Annotated in this window: 20 protein-coding genes; 1 reads left to right on the top strand and 19 read right to left on the bottom strand. The window is 59.8% G+C overall.

Annotated features, from left to right (window positions below):
• Positions 1–11: 11 nt before the first annotated feature.
• The 3 genes from DJ564_RS26325 to DJ564_RS26315 are packed head-to-tail and all read right to left on the bottom strand — an operon-like array spanning position 12 to position 2,972.
• Positions 12–890 (bottom strand): carboxylesterase, encoded by an 879-nt coding sequence (locus DJ564_RS26325; protein WP_109634493.1) that lies wholly within the window; start codon positions 888–890, stop codon positions 12–14.
• Entirely contained in the window at positions 887–2,281 is a 1,395-nt protein-coding gene (locus DJ564_RS26320; RefSeq protein WP_109634491.1) for an aspartate aminotransferase family protein, read from the bottom strand. Before DJ564_RS26320 ends, DJ564_RS26325 begins: the two co-directional genes overlap by 4 nt.
• Positions 2,274–2,972, bottom strand: a complete 699-nt coding sequence (locus DJ564_RS26315; protein ID WP_109634489.1) for an MtnX-like HAD-IB family phosphatase — start codon at positions 2,970–2,972, stop codon at positions 2,274–2,276. The genes DJ564_RS26320 and DJ564_RS26315 overlap by 8 nt, the downstream gene beginning before the upstream one ends.
• A gap of 220 nt (positions 2,973–3,192) precedes the next feature.
• On the opposite strand from DJ564_RS26315, the gene DJ564_RS26310 reads away from it, so the two are divergent.
• A complete protein-coding gene (locus tag DJ564_RS26310; protein WP_109634488.1) occupies positions 3,193–3,954 on the top strand; it encodes a MipA/OmpV family protein in 762 nt (253 codons plus the stop codon).
• Positions 3,955–4,096: 142 nt separating this feature from the next.
• Here the strand turns inward: DJ564_RS26310 and DJ564_RS26300 are convergent, their stop codons facing one another.
• From DJ564_RS26300 to DJ564_RS26220, 16 genes are all read right to left on the bottom strand, one after another.
• Positions 4,097–4,495 (bottom strand): transporter, encoded by a 399-nt coding sequence (locus DJ564_RS26300; RefSeq protein ID WP_109634486.1) that lies wholly within the window; start codon positions 4,493–4,495, stop codon positions 4,097–4,099.
• 10 nt (positions 4,496–4,505) lie between these two features.
• Positions 4,506–4,880, bottom strand: coding sequence for an EamA family transporter (locus DJ564_RS26295; protein WP_010457711.1), 375 nt, complete (start codon positions 4,878–4,880; stop codon positions 4,506–4,508).
• Positions 4,877–5,797, bottom strand: a complete 921-nt coding sequence (locus DJ564_RS26290) for an arginase (protein ID WP_109634484.1) — start codon at positions 5,795–5,797, stop codon at positions 4,877–4,879. Before DJ564_RS26290 ends, DJ564_RS26295 begins: the two co-directional genes overlap by 4 nt.
• A gap of 271 nt (positions 5,798–6,068) precedes the next feature.
• The gene (locus DJ564_RS26285) at positions 6,069–6,407 is read right to left on the bottom strand and encodes a GlpM family protein (RefSeq protein ID WP_109634483.1); all 339 of its coding nucleotides are present in this window, start codon (positions 6,405–6,407) and stop codon (positions 6,069–6,071) included.
• Positions 6,407–7,735, bottom strand: coding sequence for a sigma-54 dependent transcriptional regulator (locus DJ564_RS26280; RefSeq protein WP_109634481.1), 1,329 nt, complete (start codon positions 7,733–7,735; stop codon positions 6,407–6,409). Before DJ564_RS26280 ends, DJ564_RS26285 begins: the two co-directional genes overlap by 1 nt.
• Positions 7,732–9,633: a sensor histidine kinase gene (locus DJ564_RS26275; protein ID WP_109634479.1), complete on the bottom strand. Its 1,902-nt coding sequence runs from the start codon at positions 9,631–9,633 to the stop codon at positions 7,732–7,734. The genes DJ564_RS26280 and DJ564_RS26275 overlap by 4 nt, the downstream gene beginning before the upstream one ends.
• Before the next feature lie 271 nt (positions 9,634–9,904).
• Entirely contained in the window at positions 9,905–10,639 is a 735-nt protein-coding gene (locus DJ564_RS26265) for an amino acid ABC transporter ATP-binding protein (protein ID WP_109634476.1), read from the bottom strand.
• Positions 10,636–11,307: an amino acid ABC transporter permease gene (locus tag DJ564_RS26260; protein ID WP_109634474.1), complete on the bottom strand. Its 672-nt coding sequence runs from the start codon at positions 11,305–11,307 to the stop codon at positions 10,636–10,638. The genes DJ564_RS26265 and DJ564_RS26260 overlap by 4 nt, the downstream gene beginning before the upstream one ends.
• The gene (locus DJ564_RS26255) at positions 11,307–12,053 is read right to left on the bottom strand and encodes an amino acid ABC transporter permease (protein WP_109634473.1); all 747 of its coding nucleotides are present in this window, start codon (positions 12,051–12,053) and stop codon (positions 11,307–11,309) included. Before DJ564_RS26255 ends, DJ564_RS26260 begins: the two co-directional genes overlap by 1 nt.
• Before the next feature lie 192 nt (positions 12,054–12,245).
• On the bottom strand, positions 12,246–13,160 hold the full coding sequence (locus DJ564_RS26250) for a glutamate/aspartate ABC transporter substrate-binding protein (RefSeq protein WP_109636201.1): 915 nt from the start codon (positions 13,158–13,160) through the stop codon (positions 12,246–12,248).
• Between the two features lie 265 nt (positions 13,161–13,425).
• The gene (mtr, locus tag DJ564_RS26245) at positions 13,426–14,694 is read right to left on the bottom strand and encodes a tryptophan permease (RefSeq protein ID WP_109634471.1); all 1,269 of its coding nucleotides are present in this window, start codon (positions 14,692–14,694) and stop codon (positions 13,426–13,428) included.
• 108 nt (positions 14,695–14,802) lie between these two features.
• Complete coding sequence (locus tag DJ564_RS26240; RefSeq protein WP_109634469.1) at positions 14,803–16,140, bottom strand: amidase family protein; 1,338 nt, start codon at positions 16,138–16,140, stop codon at positions 14,803–14,805.
• A gap of 42 nt (positions 16,141–16,182) precedes the next feature.
• On the bottom strand, positions 16,183–17,883 hold the full coding sequence (locus DJ564_RS26235; protein WP_109634468.1) for an NAD(P)/FAD-dependent oxidoreductase: 1,701 nt from the start codon (positions 17,881–17,883) through the stop codon (positions 16,183–16,185).
• Positions 17,884–17,909: 26 nt separating this feature from the next.
• Complete coding sequence (locus DJ564_RS26230) at positions 17,910–18,395, bottom strand: aromatic-ring-hydroxylating dioxygenase subunit beta (RefSeq protein WP_109634466.1); 486 nt, start codon at positions 18,393–18,395, stop codon at positions 17,910–17,912.
• Positions 18,373–19,677, bottom strand: coding sequence for a Rieske 2Fe-2S domain-containing protein (locus tag DJ564_RS26225; protein ID WP_109634464.1), 1,305 nt, complete (start codon positions 19,675–19,677; stop codon positions 18,373–18,375). Before DJ564_RS26225 ends, DJ564_RS26230 begins: the two co-directional genes overlap by 23 nt.
• A gap of 13 nt (positions 19,678–19,690) precedes the next feature.
• The gene (locus DJ564_RS26220; RefSeq protein ID WP_109634463.1) at positions 19,691–20,638 is read right to left on the bottom strand and encodes a flavin reductase family protein; all 948 of its coding nucleotides are present in this window, start codon (positions 20,636–20,638) and stop codon (positions 19,691–19,693) included.
• Positions 20,639–20,645: the final 7 nt, after the last annotated feature.

The following is a 20,645-nucleotide window of genomic DNA, read 5'->3' as shown; positions in this document are numbered from 1 at the left end:
GTTTCCTTGGGTCAGGCCAGTTGCCGGTAGTCCTGGCGGATGGGTTGCGGGGCGGTGACTTGTTGCATGAACCGGTGCTGGATGAAGTCTGCGCTCAGCTCCACCACGCGACGGTATTGCAGGTCGACGGTGATCATGTGGTAGCAGTCGTCGAGGAGAATTTTCACCACCGGGCCGCCGAGTTTGCGTTCCACATAGTCGGCGTTCCAGCGGCTGGTGATGTCGTCTTCCCGTGAGTGCAACACCAGCGCCTGGGTGGTGATCTGTGGCATGCGCTTTTTCACCGCAGCCACCAATCGATGCAGTTCCCGGACACTCACCCCGGACATGGTCAGCAGCCCGGCGTTGCTGCTTTCACCGGCCTTCATCTGCCGCTCGACGATGGCGCGCAAGCGTTCGTCCTTGATGCCGAATGGCGACTTTTCGTTGAAGCGGCACAGGTGCACGCCATACGGAATTGCCATCAACAACGGCGTGAGCACCGCGACTTTGGGCATGTTCCAGCCGTCGTAGCGCAGGGTGGTCGAATACAGCAGCAAGCCCTCGATCTGCCCCGGATGCTCGGCGGCCAGGTACATCGCCAGCACCGCACCCATCGACAAGCCGCCGACGAACACGTGCTGGTGTTTGCGCCGCACACCGATGAAGGTGTTGCGCGCGCTCTCGTACCAGTCGCGCCAACCGGTGGCTTGCAGGTCAGCGTTGTCCCCGCAGTGGCCGGCCAGGGTCGGCACGTACACCGTGCAACCGGCCTTGGCCAGGCCCATCGCGACCCGGCGCAACTCGGTCGGCGTGCCGGTGAGGCCGTGGATCAACAACACCGCGACCTCGCCGTTGCCGAGAACGAAACCGGCGCTGCCTTCGCCCATGTCGATCTCAGGCTGGCTCATCTTGTCATCGCCCGGTGCAGCAGACGGTCGAGCAACGCGATGCCGAGGTCGATTTCCGGATAGCTGATTTCCAGCGACGGCGCGAGGGTGATCACGTTCTTGTAGTAACCGCCCACATCGAGGATCAAGCCGAGGCGTTTGCCGTCGATTTCGATGTCGCCTTTCATGCCTTCTTCGACCATGAAATCGAGGGTTGCCTTGTCCGGCGTGAAGCCGTCCGGACCGCAGATTTCACAACGCAGGGCCAGGCCCAGACCGTCGACATCGCCGATGATCGGGTAGCGTTTCTGCAAGTCTTTCAGGCCTTCGAGGAAGTATTTACCCTTGTTCATGACCATCGCACCGTAGTCGACTTCGCTGGTCATCTTGAACATCTCCAGGCCCACCGCCGTGCCCAACGGGTTGGAGGCGAAGGTCGAGTGGGTGGAGCCTGGCGGGAAGATTTTCGGGTTGATCAGCTCTTCCTTGGCCCAGATCCCGCCCAGCGGATTGAGGCCGTTGGTCAAGGCTTTACCGAAGACGATGACGTCCGGTTTGACGTCGAAGTGCTCGATCGACCACAGCTTGCCGGTGCGGTAGAAGCCCATCTGGATTTCGTCGACCACCATCAAGATGCCGTGCTGGTCCAGCACATGCTTGAGTTCGCTGTAGAAGTTCATCGGCGGAATCACGTAGCCGCCGGTGCCCTGGATCGGCTCGACGTAGAAGGCGGCGTATTCGCTCTGGCCGACTTTCGGGTCCCAGACGCCGTTGTATTCGGTCTCGAACAACCGGGCGAATTGCTGCACGCAATGGCTGCCGTATTCTTCCTTGGTCATGCCTTTGGGGCCGCGGAAGTGGTACGGGAACGGGATGAAATTGGCGCGTTCGCCGAAGTGGCCGTAGCGGCGGCGATAGCGGTAGCTGGAGGTGATCGACGACGCGCCGAGGGTGCGACCGTGGTAACCGCCCTCGAAGGCGAACATCAGGCTTTTGCCGTTGGTGGCGTTACGCACCACCTTCAGCGAGTCCTCGATGGACTGCGAACCGCCGACGTTGAAGTGCACGCGACCGTCGAGGCCGAACTTGTTCTTCGCGTCCACCGCGATCATTTCCGAGAGCTCGATCTTGCCTTTGTGCAGGTACTGGCTGGCGATCTGCGGCAGGGTGTCGATCTGCTGTTTCAGCGCGTTGTTCAGGCGCGGGTTGGCGTAACCGAAGTTGACCGCCGAGTACCACATTTGCAGGTCGAGGTAGGCCTGGTCTTCGGTGTCCCAGACGTAGGAGCCTTCGCAGCGGCTGAAGATGCGCGGCGGGTCGATGTAGTGAACGGTGTCGCCGTAGGAGCAGTATTTGGCTTCTTTATCCAGAAGGACCTGGTCTTCAGGCGTAGCGATTCGAATATCAGACATGGTGGAAGCGTTCCTGTGTTTCTAGGTTGAAAGAGGTGGCGTTGGCGGCGTTGGCGCTTGGCAGCAGGGCGAGTAACTCGGGCAGTTCGGCGAAGCTGTCGAAGCGCGCATAGGCGATGCCGTTACGCTCGCAGTGCTCGGCCAGGCGATCCTTGGCGAACACGAAATCGGCGGTGGCGGCCACGCACATGTCGGACTGGCCGTCGCCGATCACCAGCACGCGTTTGGTGCTGGGGGTGGATTTGCATTTGCAGTTGCCGGAGGCGGCGCGGCAGGCGTCGCTGGCATGCGGGAAGTCGATGCGCCAGCTCTGGTGGTCGAGTTGCCGCAAGCGGTTGGCGAGGATCGGCAAGAGGCTGACGTAGTGGCGCGCCAGGATCCGTGCGATGCCTTGCTCGATGCCGTCGCTAACCACTTCGAGGGTCGCGCCGAGGCCGATCACGTGGTCGACGAAGTCGGGGAAGTCCGGGTCGATTTCGATGGTGTCGAAGAACCCGAGCAGTTCGGTGGACGTCGCCTTGACCAGCGCGAGCTGGCGGCTGAGGCATTCACGGGAACCAATGTCACCCGCCAGCCACTCGTTTTCGATCGCTTCCCAGCTTGGGTCGGCGAACCGTTGGAGGATGCTGTCGATCACGTCGGTGCGGGTGATGGTCCCGTCGAAATCACACACGATATGCCAGTCAATCATCTGTTGTACCTATCTTGGCAGGAGGCGCTGTTTGCGCTTGCCAAGGGGGTAGAGCAGGGACTGTGCCAACCGGGTCTGGCCCAACGGGGCTGGGGTTCTGGCGAGGGTTTGTGTCGGCGAAGCTACAATTTTTGTAGGTCGCTACAAACAACATGAGTGCTTGCGCGGGAGATGCGATTCGGGGATTGATGCGCGCACATCCAGATCAAGGAATGGCCTCATGTCGAGGATTACGATTGCTCTCTTCGCCGCGCTGACGTGCCTTTCGGGCAGCGTTTTAGCAGACGGCATCACCGGTGAAGCGGGGGCTGGCCTCAGCTATCAGCCACACGATCCGACCGGCAGCCGCTACGAAACCCGGCCGGTGCCGTACGTCGATCTCGACTGGGGCGATGTCAGCCTCGGCACGGACGACGGGTTGACCTGGGACGCGTTGAACACCAAGGGTTTCAGCGCCGGACCGTTCGTGAATTACCTGCCGGGGCGCACCTCCAACGGCGAGCTGCAGGGGTTGCGCGACGTGCCGGACATGGGCGAGGTGGGCGGATTTGTGCAGTACGCGCCGGCTGATTTCTGGCGGGTGTTTGCCTCGGTCGGGCAAGCGATTGGAGGGCGCGGCGGCCAGGGCGGGGTGTTGGGGCGCGTTGGCGGGGAGGTGGGTTATCCACTGGGTGGCGGGGTAATTGGCAGCTCCAACCTGACTGCGCATTTCGCTGATGCGCGGCAGAGTCAGACGTTCTTCGGCGTCAGTGCCAATGAGTCACAAGCCTCGGGGATCAGGCCTTACAACGCGGGCGGTGGTTTGCAGAATGTGGCGTTGACCCAGAGTTTCGAGTTTCCGCTGGCGCCGCAGTGGTCGTTGTTGACCAGCGCGAGCTGGGTTCACCTGACGGGTTCGGCGGCGGATAGCAGCATTGTCAAAGAGGTCGGGGATACCAACCAAGGGGAAGTGCAGGCTGCACTGGCCTACAAATTCAACTAAGCACTTGTGGCGAGGGAGCTTGCTCCCGCTGGGCTGCGAAGCGGCCCCCTGCAATCCTTCAAGTCCACCGAGTTGCCTGAATTTACGACTGCTGCGCAGCCGAACGGGAGCAAGCTCCCTCGCCACAGAAATTGCGGTGATTTCAGGTTTTTTCACCCTCTGCCAGCAACGCAATCCCGCCCATAATCACCACCACCCCGACCCAGTGCAGCACGCTGATCTGCTCGCCCAACCCCAGCCATGACCCGAGCAACACCCCCACAAACACCAGCGAACTCAACGGAAACGCGAGGGACAAACTGCTGCGCCGCAAGATCAGCATCCACACGAAAAACGCGCCGATGTAGCAGGCAATCGCGAACCAAACCCCCGGATTCACCGCCACGGCCAGCAACCATTGCAGGTTGAAATCCATCTGCCCCAGTTGATCTCCGCCAATCTTGGTAGCGATCTGGCCGGCGCTTTCAAAGCCGATCAACAACGCCCACAGCACCACCGTGCCGAGGCGCTCTTGCAGCCAGTCGGTCTTGCCTCTGATCATCGATTGAACCTCATGCATGGGTGACACACACGAGCATCACGCCCGCCGTAATCACCAGGGTGCCGAGCCAACGCCGCCGGCTGACGGTCTCGCCGAGGATCAGTTTGCCAGCCAGCACCACGCCGCAGTACGCCAGCGCCGCCGCCGGAAACAACAGGCTCAGCGGCGCCCGGGACAGGGCTTCGAGCCAGACGAAAAACTCGATCACGTAGGCGCCGATGCCGCACCACAACAGCGGTGCGTTGAACACCTGGCCCCAGAACGCATTCAGGCGAAAGCCGCCTTCGAGTTCCGGCAATCGGTCCAGGCCGAGCTTGAAACAGAGCTGGCCGATGACGTCCAGCACGATGGAAAACGCCACCAGCACAATCACGGTGAAGGTCATGGGAACAGCTCCTCGAACAGGTCGATCAACGCCTGGTTGGTCGTCGAGTTGCGCAGTAGATCCGCTTCGCTCCAGCGTTCGGCCGGGGGCTGGTCGGACTTGGCTTCCCAGCGTTTGAGGGCGTTGCTGAAGGCCGGGCGAGCGTACTCGCCGCAGATGTCGATGCCGATGATTCGCTTGCTGGCCGCCAGGGCTCTGATGGCTTGCAGTAAATGGCTGAGGCGCATGCCGCCCTGGTCCCAATTGGTCGCCGCGTCTTCGCTGGCCAGCACGTCCTTGTCGACGGTGATCCACACCGCGTGGGTGGGCAGGCTGGAGATCATCTGGTCGAGAAACACCGGCCAGTCGAGCTCCGCCAGATTGCGCCAGTGCAGCAGGTTTTCCTGCTGTTGATGGCCCGCGCCGTCACCCACCCGGCCCCACACTTTCGAGGGCGGACGCTGCCACGGAAACAGCTGCAACACGCCGCGTTTCAGCGCCCGCACATTGCCGCCCTTGAGCTGCGGATTTTGCAGGTCATCGCTGCACGGGCCGAGGGTGACGATGCGCTGGATGTTCGGCAGCTTCAGCGCCTGATTGACCCACGAACCGCAATGCCGGCGCGGGGCGAAGCGGACCCAGTCGGGGTGGTTGTCGAAGTGGATCAGGCTCACTGGCTCCGGCAAATCGCTCAGGAAGGCCGGGGTCAGATGGTGGTAATCACCGGAGCCGACGAAGAAAATTTCTGGTTGCGGGCCGCTGTGCCGGGGCCGTTGCTGCAAGCGTTCGGCAAAGCGGCGAAAGGTCCGTTCGCTGGACCACAGGCGCAATTTCGGGCCGAGGTCGAGCAGGTCGAGGCGTTTGGCACGGCCGCTGTCCAGCAGCCGCGAGATGGGCGCCTGGGCTGTCAGGCTGTGGTCGAGATCTAAAATGTTCAAGGTCGCAATTCACCCTTGGCAGACCCTCCCAGACACCGGCTTCATCCATCATGAAGGCCGGCCGAGAGGGCTTTTGGGGGTAAATGCAAGGGGCGGGCCAGACCTGAGAACGCTGGGGTCCCTGTGGCGAGGGGGCTTGCCCCCGTTCGGCTGCGCAGCAGTCGTAAACCCTGTAAACGCGGTCTGCTGGAATCACTGCAATGGCTGAGTTTTTAGGGCGGCTTCGCCACCCAACGGGGGCAAGCTCCCTCGCCACAGGAATTGGGGGGGGTCAGGCGTGGAGGCGGACCCAGACGGTGACGAGCACGGTAGCCGCCATCAACCACGCCACTGCCGCGACGGCGAGCGAGGCTTCCAGCCGCATCCGGTCCACCATCACATACAACGTCGCCAGGTAAACGAAGTACGGAATAATCGACCACATCCCGAACACAATGGTGGTCTTCAAATCCTCCAGCGAACGCCCCTTGCCGACAATGTAATGCGCAATCAGCGCAAAGGTCGGAAACAGCGGCACTAACCCTGCGATGTAATAGTTTTTGGTCTTGGCCAGCGCGGCAAGGATGACGACCACTGTCGCACCGAGCGCCGCTTTCAATAACAGGTCCATCAGTGGCTCAGCCCGTACTTTTTGACTTTGTCGAACAGCGTGGTCTTGGCCATTCCCAGTTCCAGGCTGGCCTGGGTCAGGTTGCCGCCGCTGCGCTGCAAAGCATCGTTGAGCAAGTTACGTTCGAAGGCTTCCACCGCTTCAGCGAAGGCCAAACCCTGATTGCTACCGCTGGCGCCGGGCTTCTTGAAGGCCGGCAGGCCGAGGGCATACCGCTCGGCGACATTGCGCAGTTCGCGCACGTTGCCGGGCCAGTCGTGGCTCATCAGGTTCGACAAGGTCTGGTTGTCCAACTCCGGCACGGCGCGGTCGAAGCGCAAGGACGACTGCTGCAGGAAGTGTTCGAACAATTGCAGGATGTCTTCGCGACGTTCGCGCAGGGGCGGCAATTCCAGGGTCACCACGTTCAGGCGGTAATACAGGTCGCTGCGAAACTCGCCGGCTTTGCTCGACTCGTCGAGGTCGGATTTGGTCGCCGCAATCACCCGGCAATCCACGGCCACGCTCTGGTTCGAACCCAGGCGTTCCAGGGTGCGTTCTTGCAACACCCGCAGCAGTTTGATCTGCAAGGGCAGGGGCATGCTTTCCACTTCGTCGAGGAACAGCGTGCCGCCATCGGCGTGTTCGATCTTGCCGATCCGTCGTTTGCCGGCGCCAGTGAAGGCGTTGGCTTCATGGCCGAAGATCTCGCTTTCGAACAGGTTCTCCGGCAGGCCACCGCAGTTCAGCGCGACAAACTGTTTGGTGTGGCGGCGACTGAAGTCGTGCAGGCAACGCGCGACCAGTTCCTTACCAGTGCCGGTTTCACCTTCGATCAGCACGTTGGCCGACGTATCGGCGACGTTGGCGATCAGTTCGCGCAGGTTCTGCATGGCCGGCGAGCGACCGATGATCCGGCCTTCCAGGGAATCACGCTCCGCCAGTTGCCGGCGCAACGAAGACACTTCCCGGGCCAGGCTGCGTTGCTCCAGCGCTCGGCGGGCGACATCGACGAGGCGTTCCGGGGAGAAGGGTTTCTCCATGAAGTCATAGGCGCCTTTCTGCATCGCGCCGACGGCCATGGAGATGTCGCCGTGGCCGGTGATCAGCACCACCGGCAGGCTGCGATCCCGGGCCTTGAGCCGGGTCAGCAATTCCAGGCCATCGATGCCCGGCAGGCGGATATCGCTGATGACGATGCCGGCAAAGTTGTCGCCAACCCGCTCCAGCGCTTCTTCGGCGCTGCCCACGCCCACGCAGGGAATGTCTTCCAGGGTCAGCGCCTGTTGGCAGCCGAGCAGCACATGGGGGTCGTCTTCGACGATCAGCACACTAAGGTCGTTGTTCATATTGGCTCGGCGTGAAGGGGGCTTACCAACGGTAAACTGAGGACGAAGGTGGTGCCACCGCTGGCCGGGTGTTCGACACCCAGATGCCCGCCGGTGGCGGCGGCCAGGCTGGCGGACAGGGTCAGGCCGAGGCCCAGGCCTTGTTCGCCGGGTTTAGTGGTGAAAAACGGTTCGAACAGATGCTTGCGCGCTTCGGCATCGATACCGTGGCCGTTGTCGCGTACGCGCAGGCGATATTTACCGTCGAACTCCTCGCCTTCCAGCCACAGTTCGGGCAATGGTTGTGCCTGCATGGCGTCGAGGGCGTTGCCGATCAGGTTGACCAGAATCTGCTCAAGGCGGGTCTGGTCGATCTGCACTTGCCTGTCGTCGAATTCGCGGTGCACTGTCAGATGGACACTTTCGACTCGCCCACCCAGCAGTTGCATCGCGGCGTCCACGGCTTTGCCGAGGCAGGCCTGGCCCTTGTCGTCACCGCGGCGGGCGAAGGAGCGCAGGCTGGCGGTGATCCGGCCCATGCGGTCGATCAATTCATTGATGGTCTTGAGGTTGGTGCTGGCCACGTCCAGTTGACCGCGCTCCAGAAAGCGCACGGTATTGCCAGACAGGGTGCGTAGCGCCGCCAGCGGCTGGTTCAGTTCGTGGGCGATGCTGGTCGACATTTGGCCGATGGCCGCGAGTTTGCCGGCCTGCACCAGTTCATCCTGAGCGCGGCGCAAGGTCTCTTCAGCCTGACGCCGTTCGCGGATCTGACCCTTGAGCCGCTCGTTGCTGGCGCGCAGGTCGGTGGTGCGTTCGGTAATCCGACGCTCCAGTTGATTGTTGGCTTCCTGCAGGGCTTCACGGGCGGCGAGGCGGGTGGAGATCACCTTGCGTCGCTCGTTCCAGGCAATCAGCAGGAACGCCACGAGGGCAAATGCCACGGCTACCAGAATCCCCTGGTTGATCGCTTCGCGGCGCAAATCCTGTAGCGGCGTGAGCAGGGTGAAATTCCACGGGGTGTCGCTCAGGGGGCGGGTCTGCGAGAGGTAACTGATGTCCTCTTCGTCGGACTCCACTTCACTGTTGGCGGGGAAGGTCAGTTTTTCCTCGCCTTCGGCCAGTTGTTCCCGGGCCAGCGGTTGCAGTTCGTTCAGCGGGAACCAGTAGTACTGCAGGCTGCGGGCCAGTTTTTCCTTGGTTTCGTCGCTCAACGGCACAACCGATTTCAGCCGTCGTGCCGGATCGCTGGACAGAATGATGATGCCGTTCTCGTCGCTGACGAAGGCTTCGAGGCGTGCGCGCTGCCAGCGTTCTTCCATGGCTTCGAGGCGGACTTTGACCACGGCGACGCCGATGATCTTGCCGTGTTCTTCCAGGCCGTGGGCCAGGTAATAACCGGGTTCGCCGCTGGTGCTGCCGATGCCGTAGAAGCGTCCCGGCTGACCGCGCACCGCGTTCTGGAAATAGGCGCGAAAGGACAGGTCTTCACCCAGGTAACTGTCGACATCGCGCCAGTTGCTGGTGGCCATGACGCGGCCGGTGGTGTCCATCACGTAGATGGCCCGACTGCGGCTGCGCCGGTTCAGGCCTTCGAGGTAATCGTTGACGGTCTGCCGGTGTTCCGGTGACGGGGCGGCCAGCAGTTTTGAAACACTGGATTCCAGTTCCAGCAGGCTGGGGAGGTAGGTGTACTTGCTGATCTCGCTCTCGACGGCGCGGGCGTGCAGTTCGAGCTGACGCTGACCGTTCTCGCTGAGGCTGCGTATCCCGTAGTGTTCACTGATCCAGAAGCCGAGGAAACCCAATCCGATCATCAGGGCGATGACCAGCGGCGGCAGGAACAGATGGCGAATCAGACGGGGTTTCACGGCGAGTGATGGCGGCGCGGCGCGATAGAGAGTGGGGTCGCATTTCATCACAGATGCCTTGGGTCAACCACAACACAAATCTCCAGACCACCACCGACCCCTTGTAGGAGCGAGCCTTTGTGGTGGGGGATTTCTGTGGCGAGGGGATTTATCCCCGTTCGGCTGCGCAGCAGTCGTCAACCCATCAAATTCGGTTCGAATTTGAAGTGCTGGGGCCGCTTCGCAGCCCAACGGGGATAAATCCCCTCGCCACAAAACCCACTATCCCAAATCCCTCAGCACAAAAGCCCGCTCCCACAGTTGGGGAGCGGTGTCTTTCTTAGTGCTGCAGAATCTTGTTAAGGAAGTGCTGTGTACGCTCGGCACGATGGGTGATGTCGCCGAAGAAGTCTTCTTTCTTGCAGTCTTCGATGATCTTGCCCTGGTCCATGAAGATCACGCGGTCCGCCACTTTGCGGGCGAAGCCCATTTCGTGGGTTACGCACATCATGGTCATGCCTTCGTGGGCCAGTTGCACCATCACGTCCAGCACTTCGTTGACCATTTCCGGGTCGAGCGCCGAGGTCGGTTCGTCAAACAGCATGACGATCGGGTCCATCGCCAGCGCACGGGCAATCGCCACACGCTGTTGCTGACCACCGGAGAGCTGGCCCGGGTGCTTGTGGGCGTGAGCCGAGAGGCCAACGCGCTCAAGCAGTTGCAGGCCTTTCTTGGTGGCTTCTTCCTTGCTGCGGCCCAACACCTTGATCTGCGCGATGGTCAGGTTCTCGGTGATGGTCAGGTGCGGGAACAGTTCGAAATGCTGGAACACCATGCCCACGCGCGAACGCAGTTTCGGCAGGTTGGTCTTCGGGTCGGCGATGGACGTGCCATCAACCACCACATCGCCTTTCTGGAACGGTTCCAGGGCGTTGACGCATTTGATCAGGGTGGATTTGCCGGAGCCGGACGGCCCGCACACCACGATCACTTCGCCTTTTTTGACCTCGGTGCTGCAGTCAGTCAGTACCTGGAAGTCGCCATACCACTTGTTGACATTCTTGATAGAGATCATACGGCAAACCTTTTTTGCAGACGCTTGACCAGCAGCGAGGCGGCAAAGCTGATTGTGAAGTACGTGAGACCTGCAAAGATCAGGAACTCATTGGAGCGACCGATGATGTCGCCACTGGCACGCGAAGCATTCAGGAAGTCCACCAGGCCGACCGCATAGACCAGCGAGGTGTCCTGGAACAGGATAATGCTCTGTTGCAGTAGCAGGGGGGTCATCTTGCGGAACGCTTGCGGCAGGATGATCAAGCGCATCATCTGGCCATACGTCATGCCCAGGGCCTGGGCAGCACCCATCTGGCCCTTGGGAATCGACTGAACGCCGGCCCGGACGATTTCGCAGAAGTACGCCGCTTCGAACATCATGAAGGCCACGATGCAGGAGGCGAACGCGCCGATCGGGGTGTCTTCGCCGGTGATCCAGCGCAGTACGAACGGCACCGCCAGGTAGAACCAGGTGATGACCAGCAGCAGTGGGATCGAACGGAAGTAGTTGACGTAGGCGCCCGCGATGTTCGACAGCAGCTTGCTGTGGGACAGGCGCATCAGGGCCAGGATCGTGCCGAGGATGATCCCGCCGACGACGCCCAACGCCATCAGTTGCAGGGTCATGACCATGCCGTTCCACAGGCCCGGCAGGGACGGGACGATGCCCGAGAAGTCGAATTCCATCATTTACCCCCTACGGAGATCAGGCCCGGTACGGCCACTTTCTTCTCGACCCCACGCATCAGCAGCATCAGGCTCATGTTCAGGGTGAAGTAGATCAGGGTGGCCAGGGTGAACGCTTCGAACAGGTTGGCGGAGAACTCGGCGGTCTGTTTGGTCTGCGCGAGCAGCTCCATCAGGCCGATCAGCGACGCCACGGAGGAGTTCTTGAACACGTTCAGGAATTCCGAGGTAAGCGGCGGAATGATGATCCGGTACGCCTGGGGCAGCAGCACGTTCCAGTAGATCTGCGGCAGCTTGAAGCCCATGGCGCGAGCGGCAGCTTCCTGGCCGCGAGGTAGCGCCTGGATGCCGGTACGCACTTGTTCGCACACTCGAGCGGCGGTAAACAGGCCCAGGCAGACGACGACGCTGAGGAAAGCCGAGGTGGTCGGGTTCAGGTCCTGCTTGTACCAGTCCTGCAGGTTTTGCGGCAGCAGATCGGGTACCAGGAAGTACCAGATGAACAGCTGAACCAGCAACGGCACATTACGGAAGAGTTCGACGTAGCAGGTCGCGATGCCCGATACGATGCGATTCGGCACGGTGCGCATGACGCCCAGAACCGAGCCCAGCAGCAGCGCGATGATCCAGGCGGCGACGGCGATGGCGATGGTCCAGCCCAAACCGGATAGGTACCAGTCGAAATAAATTTCGCTGCCCACGCCGGTGGACTTGAAGAATACGCTCCAGTCCCAGTTGTAATTCATTAGGGTCTCCCCTCAGATCGTTCGATGTACAAATGCCCGCCTGGGGAAGCTCCGTTCCCGCCCGACCTTGACGATCAGGCACACACGAGCGGCTCGACAGCCACCGGTTCGAGTGTTTCCAAAAATGCCAGCAGGGAGTGACTATCTCCTGAAAGGGCAGAGGCCCTCTCAGGAGATAAGATTAGTCAGAAATCAGGACTTCTTGTCGTCAGCCGCTTTATCGGTCGGATTGGCGATCAGGGTCTTGAGCTCGTCGCTCATCGGGAAGTTCAGGTTCAAGCCCTTTGGCGGGATTGGCGACATGAACCATTTGTCGTAGATCTTGTTGATCTCGCCCGACTTGTAGGTCGCCACGATCGCGTCGTCGACAGCCTTCTTGAACGGCTCGTCGCCCTTGCGAACCATGCAGCCGTAGATTTCGTAGGATTGAGGAGTACCGGTCACTTCCCAGTCCTTCGCATTCTTGGCCTTGGCCGCTTCACCCGCCAGCAACGCGTCGTCCATCATGAAAGCCACTGCGCGGCCGGTTTCCAGCATCTGGAAGGACTCGCCGTGGTCTTTGGCGGAGATGACGTTCATGCCCATCTGCTTGTCGGCGTTCATCGACTTGAGGATGCGCTCGGACGTGGTGCCCGCGGTGGTCACGACGTTCTTGCCTTTGAGGTTGTCGAAGTCCTTGTACGCGGAGTCTTTCTTGGAGAGAAGACGCGTACCGATTTCGAAGATGCCGACGGAGAAGGCCACTTGCTGCTGACGTTCTACGTTGTTGGTGGTGGAGCCGCATTCGACGTCCACGGTGCCGTTCTGCACCAGCGGGATACGGGTTTGCGAGGTTACGAGGTTGTATTTGACCTGGAGGTTCGGCATGTCCAGGTCTTTCTTGATGGCTTCGACGATTTTCAGCTGGATATCGTGGGAGTAGCCGACCGGTTTGCCGGAAGCGTCCGCGATATAGGAAAACGGGATGGAAGCGTCACGATGCCCGAGGGTGATCACACCGGACTCTTTGATCTTCTTCAGTGTGCCGGTGAGTTCGGCAGCGAAAACTGGAGTGCTAATCAGAGCGGCAGCAATGGCTGCGCCCAGGATATGGGGAACGATGCGCATCAAATTTTCCTCGACATTGTTTTTTTTATGGAGCCAGTTCATGGCCCTTTTGTGCTTCGAATGCCTGACGGCTCCTGAAGTGAGGTGCAACAGGCATTCGTCCAAGAGTGTAGAGCATGACTCGTGCCAGGCCAGGCGAGATAGATCAAGTTATTGATTTATAAGGGTATTAAATATTTATGGCGCTGATTTTGGCGAAGGATAATCCGGTAAACCGAATCGACCGACAGGTCGCGTTCGGAAAACCGAATGGCGTTTGAGACCGCTAGCGCCACACCGGCAACAAATCCAATGAAAACAGCACATGTGAAATCGCGCTGATCACGCCGAAAAACAATATCAGGGCAATCATGGGCTGGCCTCCCCAGACGCGATACCGCGGGCTGCCAAAGCGCTTGCGTGATGCGCTGGCCAGCAATGCCGGGGTAATGACGGCCCAGAGGGTCGCCGCCAGACCGGCGAAACCGATGGCATGGATAAACCCTTCTGGCCACAACAGCCCGCAGAGCATAGGTGGTAGGAAGGTGGTGGCTGCGGTTTTCAGGCGACCTCGCGGGCTGTCGTCAAACCCCAGCACATCGGCCAGATAATCGAAGAGCCCCAAGGACACGCCGAGAAAGGAGCAGGCGACGGCGAAGTTGGAAAAAAGGCTGAGGAATACATCGATTTTCGCACTGTTGAGCATCGCCCCCAGCGCGCTGATCAGCACGTCGATATTGCCGCCACGCTGAGCGATGTCCTTGAACCCGTCCCGGGGAATGTTGCCCATGCTGCAAACCATCCAGACAACGTACAGCCCAAGCGCGATGAGGGTGCCGCTGACCAGGCAGGCACGGATACGCTGCGGGTCTTTGCCGAAGTGTTTCATCAGGCTGGGAACGTTGCCGTGAAAACCGAAGGAGGTCAGGCAGAAGGGCAGGGTCATCAGCAGGTAAGGAAGGTAGTGGCTATCCGTGGCGTTTCGATTGAGCAGTGTCGCCGGTTGCACGTGATCGAGCAGCCCGCCGAAGGTCAGGAAGAACGCGATGATCTTTGCACCGAAGATCACTGTGGTCACCCGGCTCACCGCTGCCGTGCTCAGCCACACGATGAGCGCGACCGTCAGGGTGAAATACAAGCCCCCGGCGCGTGCCGACAGATTCACTCCCAATGATTGGGCGCTGTGATGAATCACCGAACCGCTGGCCGAGATGTAGGCGTAGGTCAGCGTGTACAGGACAAAGACGATGCTCAAGCCGTTCAACACATTCCAGCGACGACCCAACAGGTCTTTGGTGATCGTTGAAAAACTGGCACCGGAACGATAGTTAAGGTTGGCCTCAAGAATCATCAGGCCGGAATGCAAGGTGCAGAACCAGGCAAACAACAGGACCGCGACGGAGCCGTAAAACCACAGGCCGGACATGACGACCGGCAGCGAAAACATGCCGGCACCGACGATGGTGCCACCGATCATCATGGCGCCGCCGAGCACCGAGGGCGACCGTTCGAGTGCGACGGAGGGAGCGGAAGTGGACGTAGAAGTGCTGCGCATGGCAAGGCCTGCATTTGAGTTATTAGAGGGCTGTTCTTTCGGCGGGCCAGGTTGCAGGCGCGCGTCAGAAAGGATCAGCGCCATTCAGTGAATGGCGCCGACAGCGCGTTAACGCATGGCCAGCAAACGGGATAATTGGCGGGATCTCTCCAGCAGCAAGCTGTCCTGCCCGGGCAACGCGTCGAACGAGAGCCCCACCGGCAGCGAGTGTTTTTCCGCTACCGGCACGGTGACACTGGGCGCCGCCAGGTTGCTCGCCGGGTCGGTGTTGCGCACGAAGGTCTCGAAGTTGCTTTCTGCCTCGCACTCCGTGAGCAACGGTGCCGTACAGCTGACGGTGGGGTAGGCAATCACATCCAGTTGATGGGCGTTGAACAGACGGCTGTATTCACGACTCAGCTGCAGTTTGCTCATCAATGCCTGTACATAGTCGGTGTAGGAAATCGCCGGGCTCTCAAGTTGCGCCGTCAGTATTTTCTTGATGCCCGGGTCCCGGATCTGCGCCAGGATGCTCAAAAATTGGTCGCCCCAGCCTTCTTTCATCAAGAAGCGCGGGAAGTCGATAAAGAACTCGTAAATAGGTAATGGGAATTGAATGCTCTCATTGATTTCCCCGATCAACAGGTCATCGACCGGAACCAGCTCCACGCCCCGATCTGCCAACACCTCGATAGCCGCGAAGCAGTCGCGTCGGACTTTTTCGTCGAGGTCGGCCCAGAAGAATTTTTCCGGTATGCCCACCCGTAGGGGTCTGTTGTCGTCCGGGGGCGCTGGGTGGTTCCCGGTCAGGTGACGGTGGATGTACTGACAGTCTTGCAGTGTGCGGGTCAGTAGCCCTGGCGTGTCCTTGGTCTGGGAAACGGGCACGATGCCGTCCACCGGGTAACACCCCGTGGTGGGGCGAAACCCGACGATCCCGCAGAACGCCGCGGGTATGCGCACTGACCCGCCGGTGTCGGTACCCACGGCGCAGGGCACAAGACCGGCTGCGACGGCTGCCGCACAACCACCGCTGCTGCCGCCCGCGCTGTAGCGTTCGTCAGCCGGGTTGACCACGGCGCCGTAAGTTTGGTTGGCCGACGTCACCCCGAACGACAGTTCATGCATGTTGTTCTTGCCAACGACCCTCGCGCCCAGCGTCTTGAAACGCTCGACAATCCCGGCATCGGACAACGGGTAGTAAGCAGCGAGCCCCGGCGTTCCTGCGGTGGTCGGCATGCCGCTGACATTGATGTTGTCCTTGAAGGAAACGGGAATGCCATACAGGCTCGCCTCCCGGTCGGCCCCGAGGGCAACCTCGAACGCCGTCGGGTCGAACGTGATGAAGCTGTTCAGGTGTTGATGATCAAACTGTTTATCGCGCAGGGATTGGTGCCAGGCATCCAGGCAATGGCGACCACTGCGAAATCCGCTGACGAGTTCTTCAATTGAAAGCTGGCTGTACATAAAACGGTCTCGGCGATAGAGAGGAGGCTTGCGATGAAGGCATCAGCAATAGCGGTATTGAGCGTGCAGTCCGTCCAGCGGATTGTCGGCAATCAAGTCGCCACCCAGACTGCTGATCACCGCACAGGCACCGTTGAGTGCTGTTTGAATGGCGCCTTCCGCCCAGCCACCGGTGAAAGAGCAGCCGCACCCGGCGAGGTACAACCCCGTGTCCTGCTGTGGATCGAGGGCCGTTTTGAATTGATAGAACAAGCGTTCCGAGTAGATATCGTCACCCGGAAAGTTGAGTTTGAAGGCGCCCAGCGAATGCTTGTCGGTCAGCCAGTCATACTCCAGGACATAGCGCTGGTAGTTGCCATTGAGCGGTAGAAGGTGGCTGGCAAACTCAGGTGCGCTCATGGCCAGTTCATCGACAAGGCGCAAGCAGCGTTGAACTTTGTCGGTCATAGAAACCATCTTGTGGGAGTCGTCTTCCCAGGTGTAACTGATCAATACCACGCCCCAGGACTCAGGGTCCTGCGGTGCGTAATCGAGGCAATACACGCCCTTCACCAAGGTGTCTGTCTGGATGTTCTGTGGCAGCCCGTGTTTCAACCAGAACTTGTCTTTGGTCAGGATGAACAGCTTGGACGAACCGACCATGTGGGTTTCGTTGATCGCCCGGGCCACGTCACGATTCACGAAGGCCTGGTTCTGTGTGAGCTTCATGTTCACTTGCAGCGCCCGGGTGGTCGTCGTGGTGATCACCCGGTCGCAGGCATAGGTTTCACCATTGCTGCCGGCCAGCAGGATTTCACCGTTATTGCCCTTGTTGATGGACTCGATGCGGGTGCGGCAGATTCGGTCGCGCAGGGGCATGCCATGGAATGACGTATCGGCAATCAACTCCGACAGCGATGAGATGCCCATCGGCACCAGCCGTTGATTGACTTCGAGGCCATTGACCACGAGCCGCAGAATCTCGGTAAAGGAGGCGCGGTATACCGATTGGAAACCGCCCGAGCCGATCCCCAGTGAACCGAATAGATGAAAGTCTTCGGGTTTGCGCCACGGTTGTCCGCCGGGCGGGTTGCTGCCGGTGAAAATCTGCACCATGGCCGAATAGAACGAGCTGTCGCCGAAGTAATCCAGATAGCGTTGCCATTCCGGCTGCACTTCCGCGTAGTTGTGTTGCTTGAGTAACTCGGTCAGTAACAACGGTGGCGCCAGGCAGGTGCCGTCATCGAAGGTCACGCCCTCTTTCAAAAACGCACTCCAGCCCCGATGGACCGTGCTGAAAATCGCAGGTGGAGGCTGCATGGCCGCCCAGTGATGAGTCTCACCGCGGTAGTGGATTTCGGTGTCCACGACACCGGGGTCGGGAAACGCTTCAGTGGTTTCGATGCCAAACCGGTTCAGGTAGTGAAACAACCCGACCTCGCTGGGAGGAAAGCGCATCGCGCCCATTTCGGCGATGAATTGCGGGTGGTCATCGTCAAAGCGCTGGGTCAGCAAGCGCCCGCCCAAGTGTTCTTCGGCGGCCTCGAACAGCGTGACTCGCTGGGCACCGGCACGGAGCAGTTCGTAGGCGGCGACCAGCCCGGTCAGCCCGGCGCCGACAATGCCGATGTGTTTATTGGCCGCTTCGGGTGGCAAGTAACCGATCGCATCACTGGCATTGCGCAAAAACTGGCCGTAGTCGTACAACAGGTCGACATACGGAAAAGAACCGGGAAATGTGGCTTCGTCGAAGCCGGCAGTCATAACGTTCACGTGTGATTCTCGATAAATCAGATGATTAACTGCAGGCTTTCAATCGCTCGGGAGGGATTGAGCAGAAGTACTTTTTTGCCTTGGATTTTCCAGTTGCCTTCGACGTTAATCAGTTGATGCTCGACGGTGACCGGGTAATGCCATTCGCTGTCCCCTCGGGCTTCGCAATAGAGCATGTTGGTGCTACTCGATGCGCCCAGTTCGTCGTCTTCCAGACGGATCAACGAACACTGGGCAATATGCAAACTGCGACTCTTGGGCTGTTGCGAGTAGTTGCGCGCGTTGGCCAATCGGTTGATGCGCAGCGTGGTCAGAAACCGGTCTTCATACAGCAGCGAGGACTCATGAAGAGGGCTGGTCTGTTCTCGTCGCAACGGAATCCAGTAGGTGTAGTCGGGGGTCAGCAGTTGTTGCCAGGCACTGAAGTCTTGTTGGTCCAGTAGCTGGATTTCGCTGGCGATCAACTGTTCGATGGCGTGTTTATTGTTCTGATCGAGTTGCATGGTTATCCCGCATCAAGTGCTGCCAGCTGTTGTAAAAATTGCGCATCGCCATTTCGCTGGTGCCCGAAACCACCTGGGTCCGCTCATAGGATTCGGTCGATTCAAAGAGTCGCGCCACGTTGACCCACTCGTTGGAATCACTGCGCAATCCCTCCGTTGCCCGCTCGTACATTTCCACATCGTCGTGGGCGACCATCGAGCAAGGGGAATTGATCAGGTTGTTGTACTGGACGGTTCGTTCCAGCAACTGGATGGGGGCGCCCACCAATTCAAAGATCCACGACTCGACCACCGTCTCCTGAGCGCTGATCGGCTTGATCACCCGCAACGTCTGGATCGGGCCCTTGACCATCAGGTTCGGGAAATAGACGGTGTTGTGTCGGGTGTCTTCGAGAATCTCGGTGGCCTGGCGTTCGCCATAGCTCTGGACCATCAAGTCCCAATAACCCGGAATATCGGCATAGGCTTTATGGATTGAGTTGCTGACGCCGGTATGCCCGTGGCCGTTGGGCCAGATGCGAATACCCATGTTGGCGAAGAACTCGTAGGACGCCATGAACGGTGAAAATAGCTCGACCGCCATGGGCGAAGGGCTGCTCTGGTCGCTGGTTTCCTTCCACAAGCGAATCGCTTCGCCCGCCGAGGACTCATGGGCAATCATCGGGTGACAGGTGTCGGTCTGGTTATCGACCACCATTTTCCAGTTGCAGCGATGGCGGTGCAGGAGCGGCTGGCCAACGACGCGCAACTGGCCCAGGGGCGAGCGCAGCACCATGTTGTCCAGCGTCGATAACGACTCGCCAAAAAAGGTGTTGAAGTCGATGCCTTCTGCCTGGAGGCGGACAAATACAAAACCGCGATAGTTCTCCACCGCCGCGACGGCTTGCATGCCTTTGTGGGCGGAGCACGCGCTGAGGTCGCAATCGTCGTATTCCTTTTTCACCGGAATACTCAGCAGTTCGCCATCGGTCTTGAAGGTCCACGCATGGTAAGGGCAGCGGATAAACCGACCGACATTGCCGCGAGGCTCGGCCAGCACTTTCACGCCTTTGTGCGGGCAGCGGTTGTGCAGGACAACGATGTCGCCATTTTTTTGCCGGACCATTGCCAAGGGTTGCTGTGCAATGTCGGTGGTGAAAAAGTCGCCGGGCTGCGGGATCAGACTGTCGTGCCCCACGTAACACCAGCTGGCGGCGAAGACGCTGTGTTGTTCCTGGTCGAAGAGCTGTTGATCAAGGTAGAGCGATTTATGCACTTCTCTGCCGTTGAAGTAATTGTCCAAACGGTGTTCCTCGTTAGATCGCCAGCTTCAGGCGTTGGCTTTTGGCCCGGGAGACGCAGGGATAAATCCTTGCGCTGCAGGCAGCTTCTTTTTCGCTCATGATGAAGTCGCGATGGTCGACTTCACCCTCAAGGACCTCCAGCGCGCAGACACCGCACTCACCGCGTCGGCAGTCGTAGAGCGGATCCAGGCCGGCCGCCTCCAGCGCCTCCAGCAAGGTTTGGTCTTGATTGACGTTGACGCTGATACCCGACTCGACGGCGTCAATCACAAAGGCCGACGCATCGTCTTCCCGAACCACGTTGAAGATTTCAAAATGGATGCGCTCGCGCGCCAGGCCACTGTCCTCGGCATGGCAAAACACGTCGTTGAGCATCGCCTGCGGACCGCAGACGTAGAGCCGGTCGTGTGGTGCCAGATCTGCGAGCACCTGACTGACAGCGGGGCGGCCATCGGGTTTATTGGAGAAGTGCAAGTGCAGGCGTTCCTGCAACAGTGCCTGCAGGGGCAAGGCATAGGCCGCGTCGTCGTCGTTCCTGGCGAAGTAGTGCAGGTGTGCGCTTCGATTCAATGACGTCAGGTGATGAAGGATCCCGGTCAGCGGCGTAATGCCGATGCCGCCGGCAATCGCAATGTCCCTGCCGACGCCTTCAGTGAGCGGGTAGGTGAACGTATTGAACGGGCCATCGAGCTGCACCGTGTCGTTGATTGCCAGCGAACGAATGTAGCGACTGCTGGCCGAGTCGGCCGTGAGCCGGATGGCAAAGACGACGCTGCCTTGCGCCGTCATGCGGTCCGCCAGTTGTACCGCCGAGTAGTGCCGCCATTCATTCAGTTCGGGGATGAACCATTTGAAATGCGCGCCCGCATCCAGCGCGGCATGCCCTGGTGTTTGCGGGCTGACGGTGATTTCTTTGATAGAGGCCGAGAGCATTCGGCAATCAGTGATTGTGTAGTTCATACGAAAA

Source organism: Pseudomonas sp. 31-12 (assembly GCF_003151075.1).
Taxonomy (GTDB): domain Bacteria; phylum Pseudomonadota; class Gammaproteobacteria; order Pseudomonadales; family Pseudomonadaceae; genus Aquipseudomonas.
This window is presented reverse-complemented; position numbering and strand designations above follow the sequence as displayed.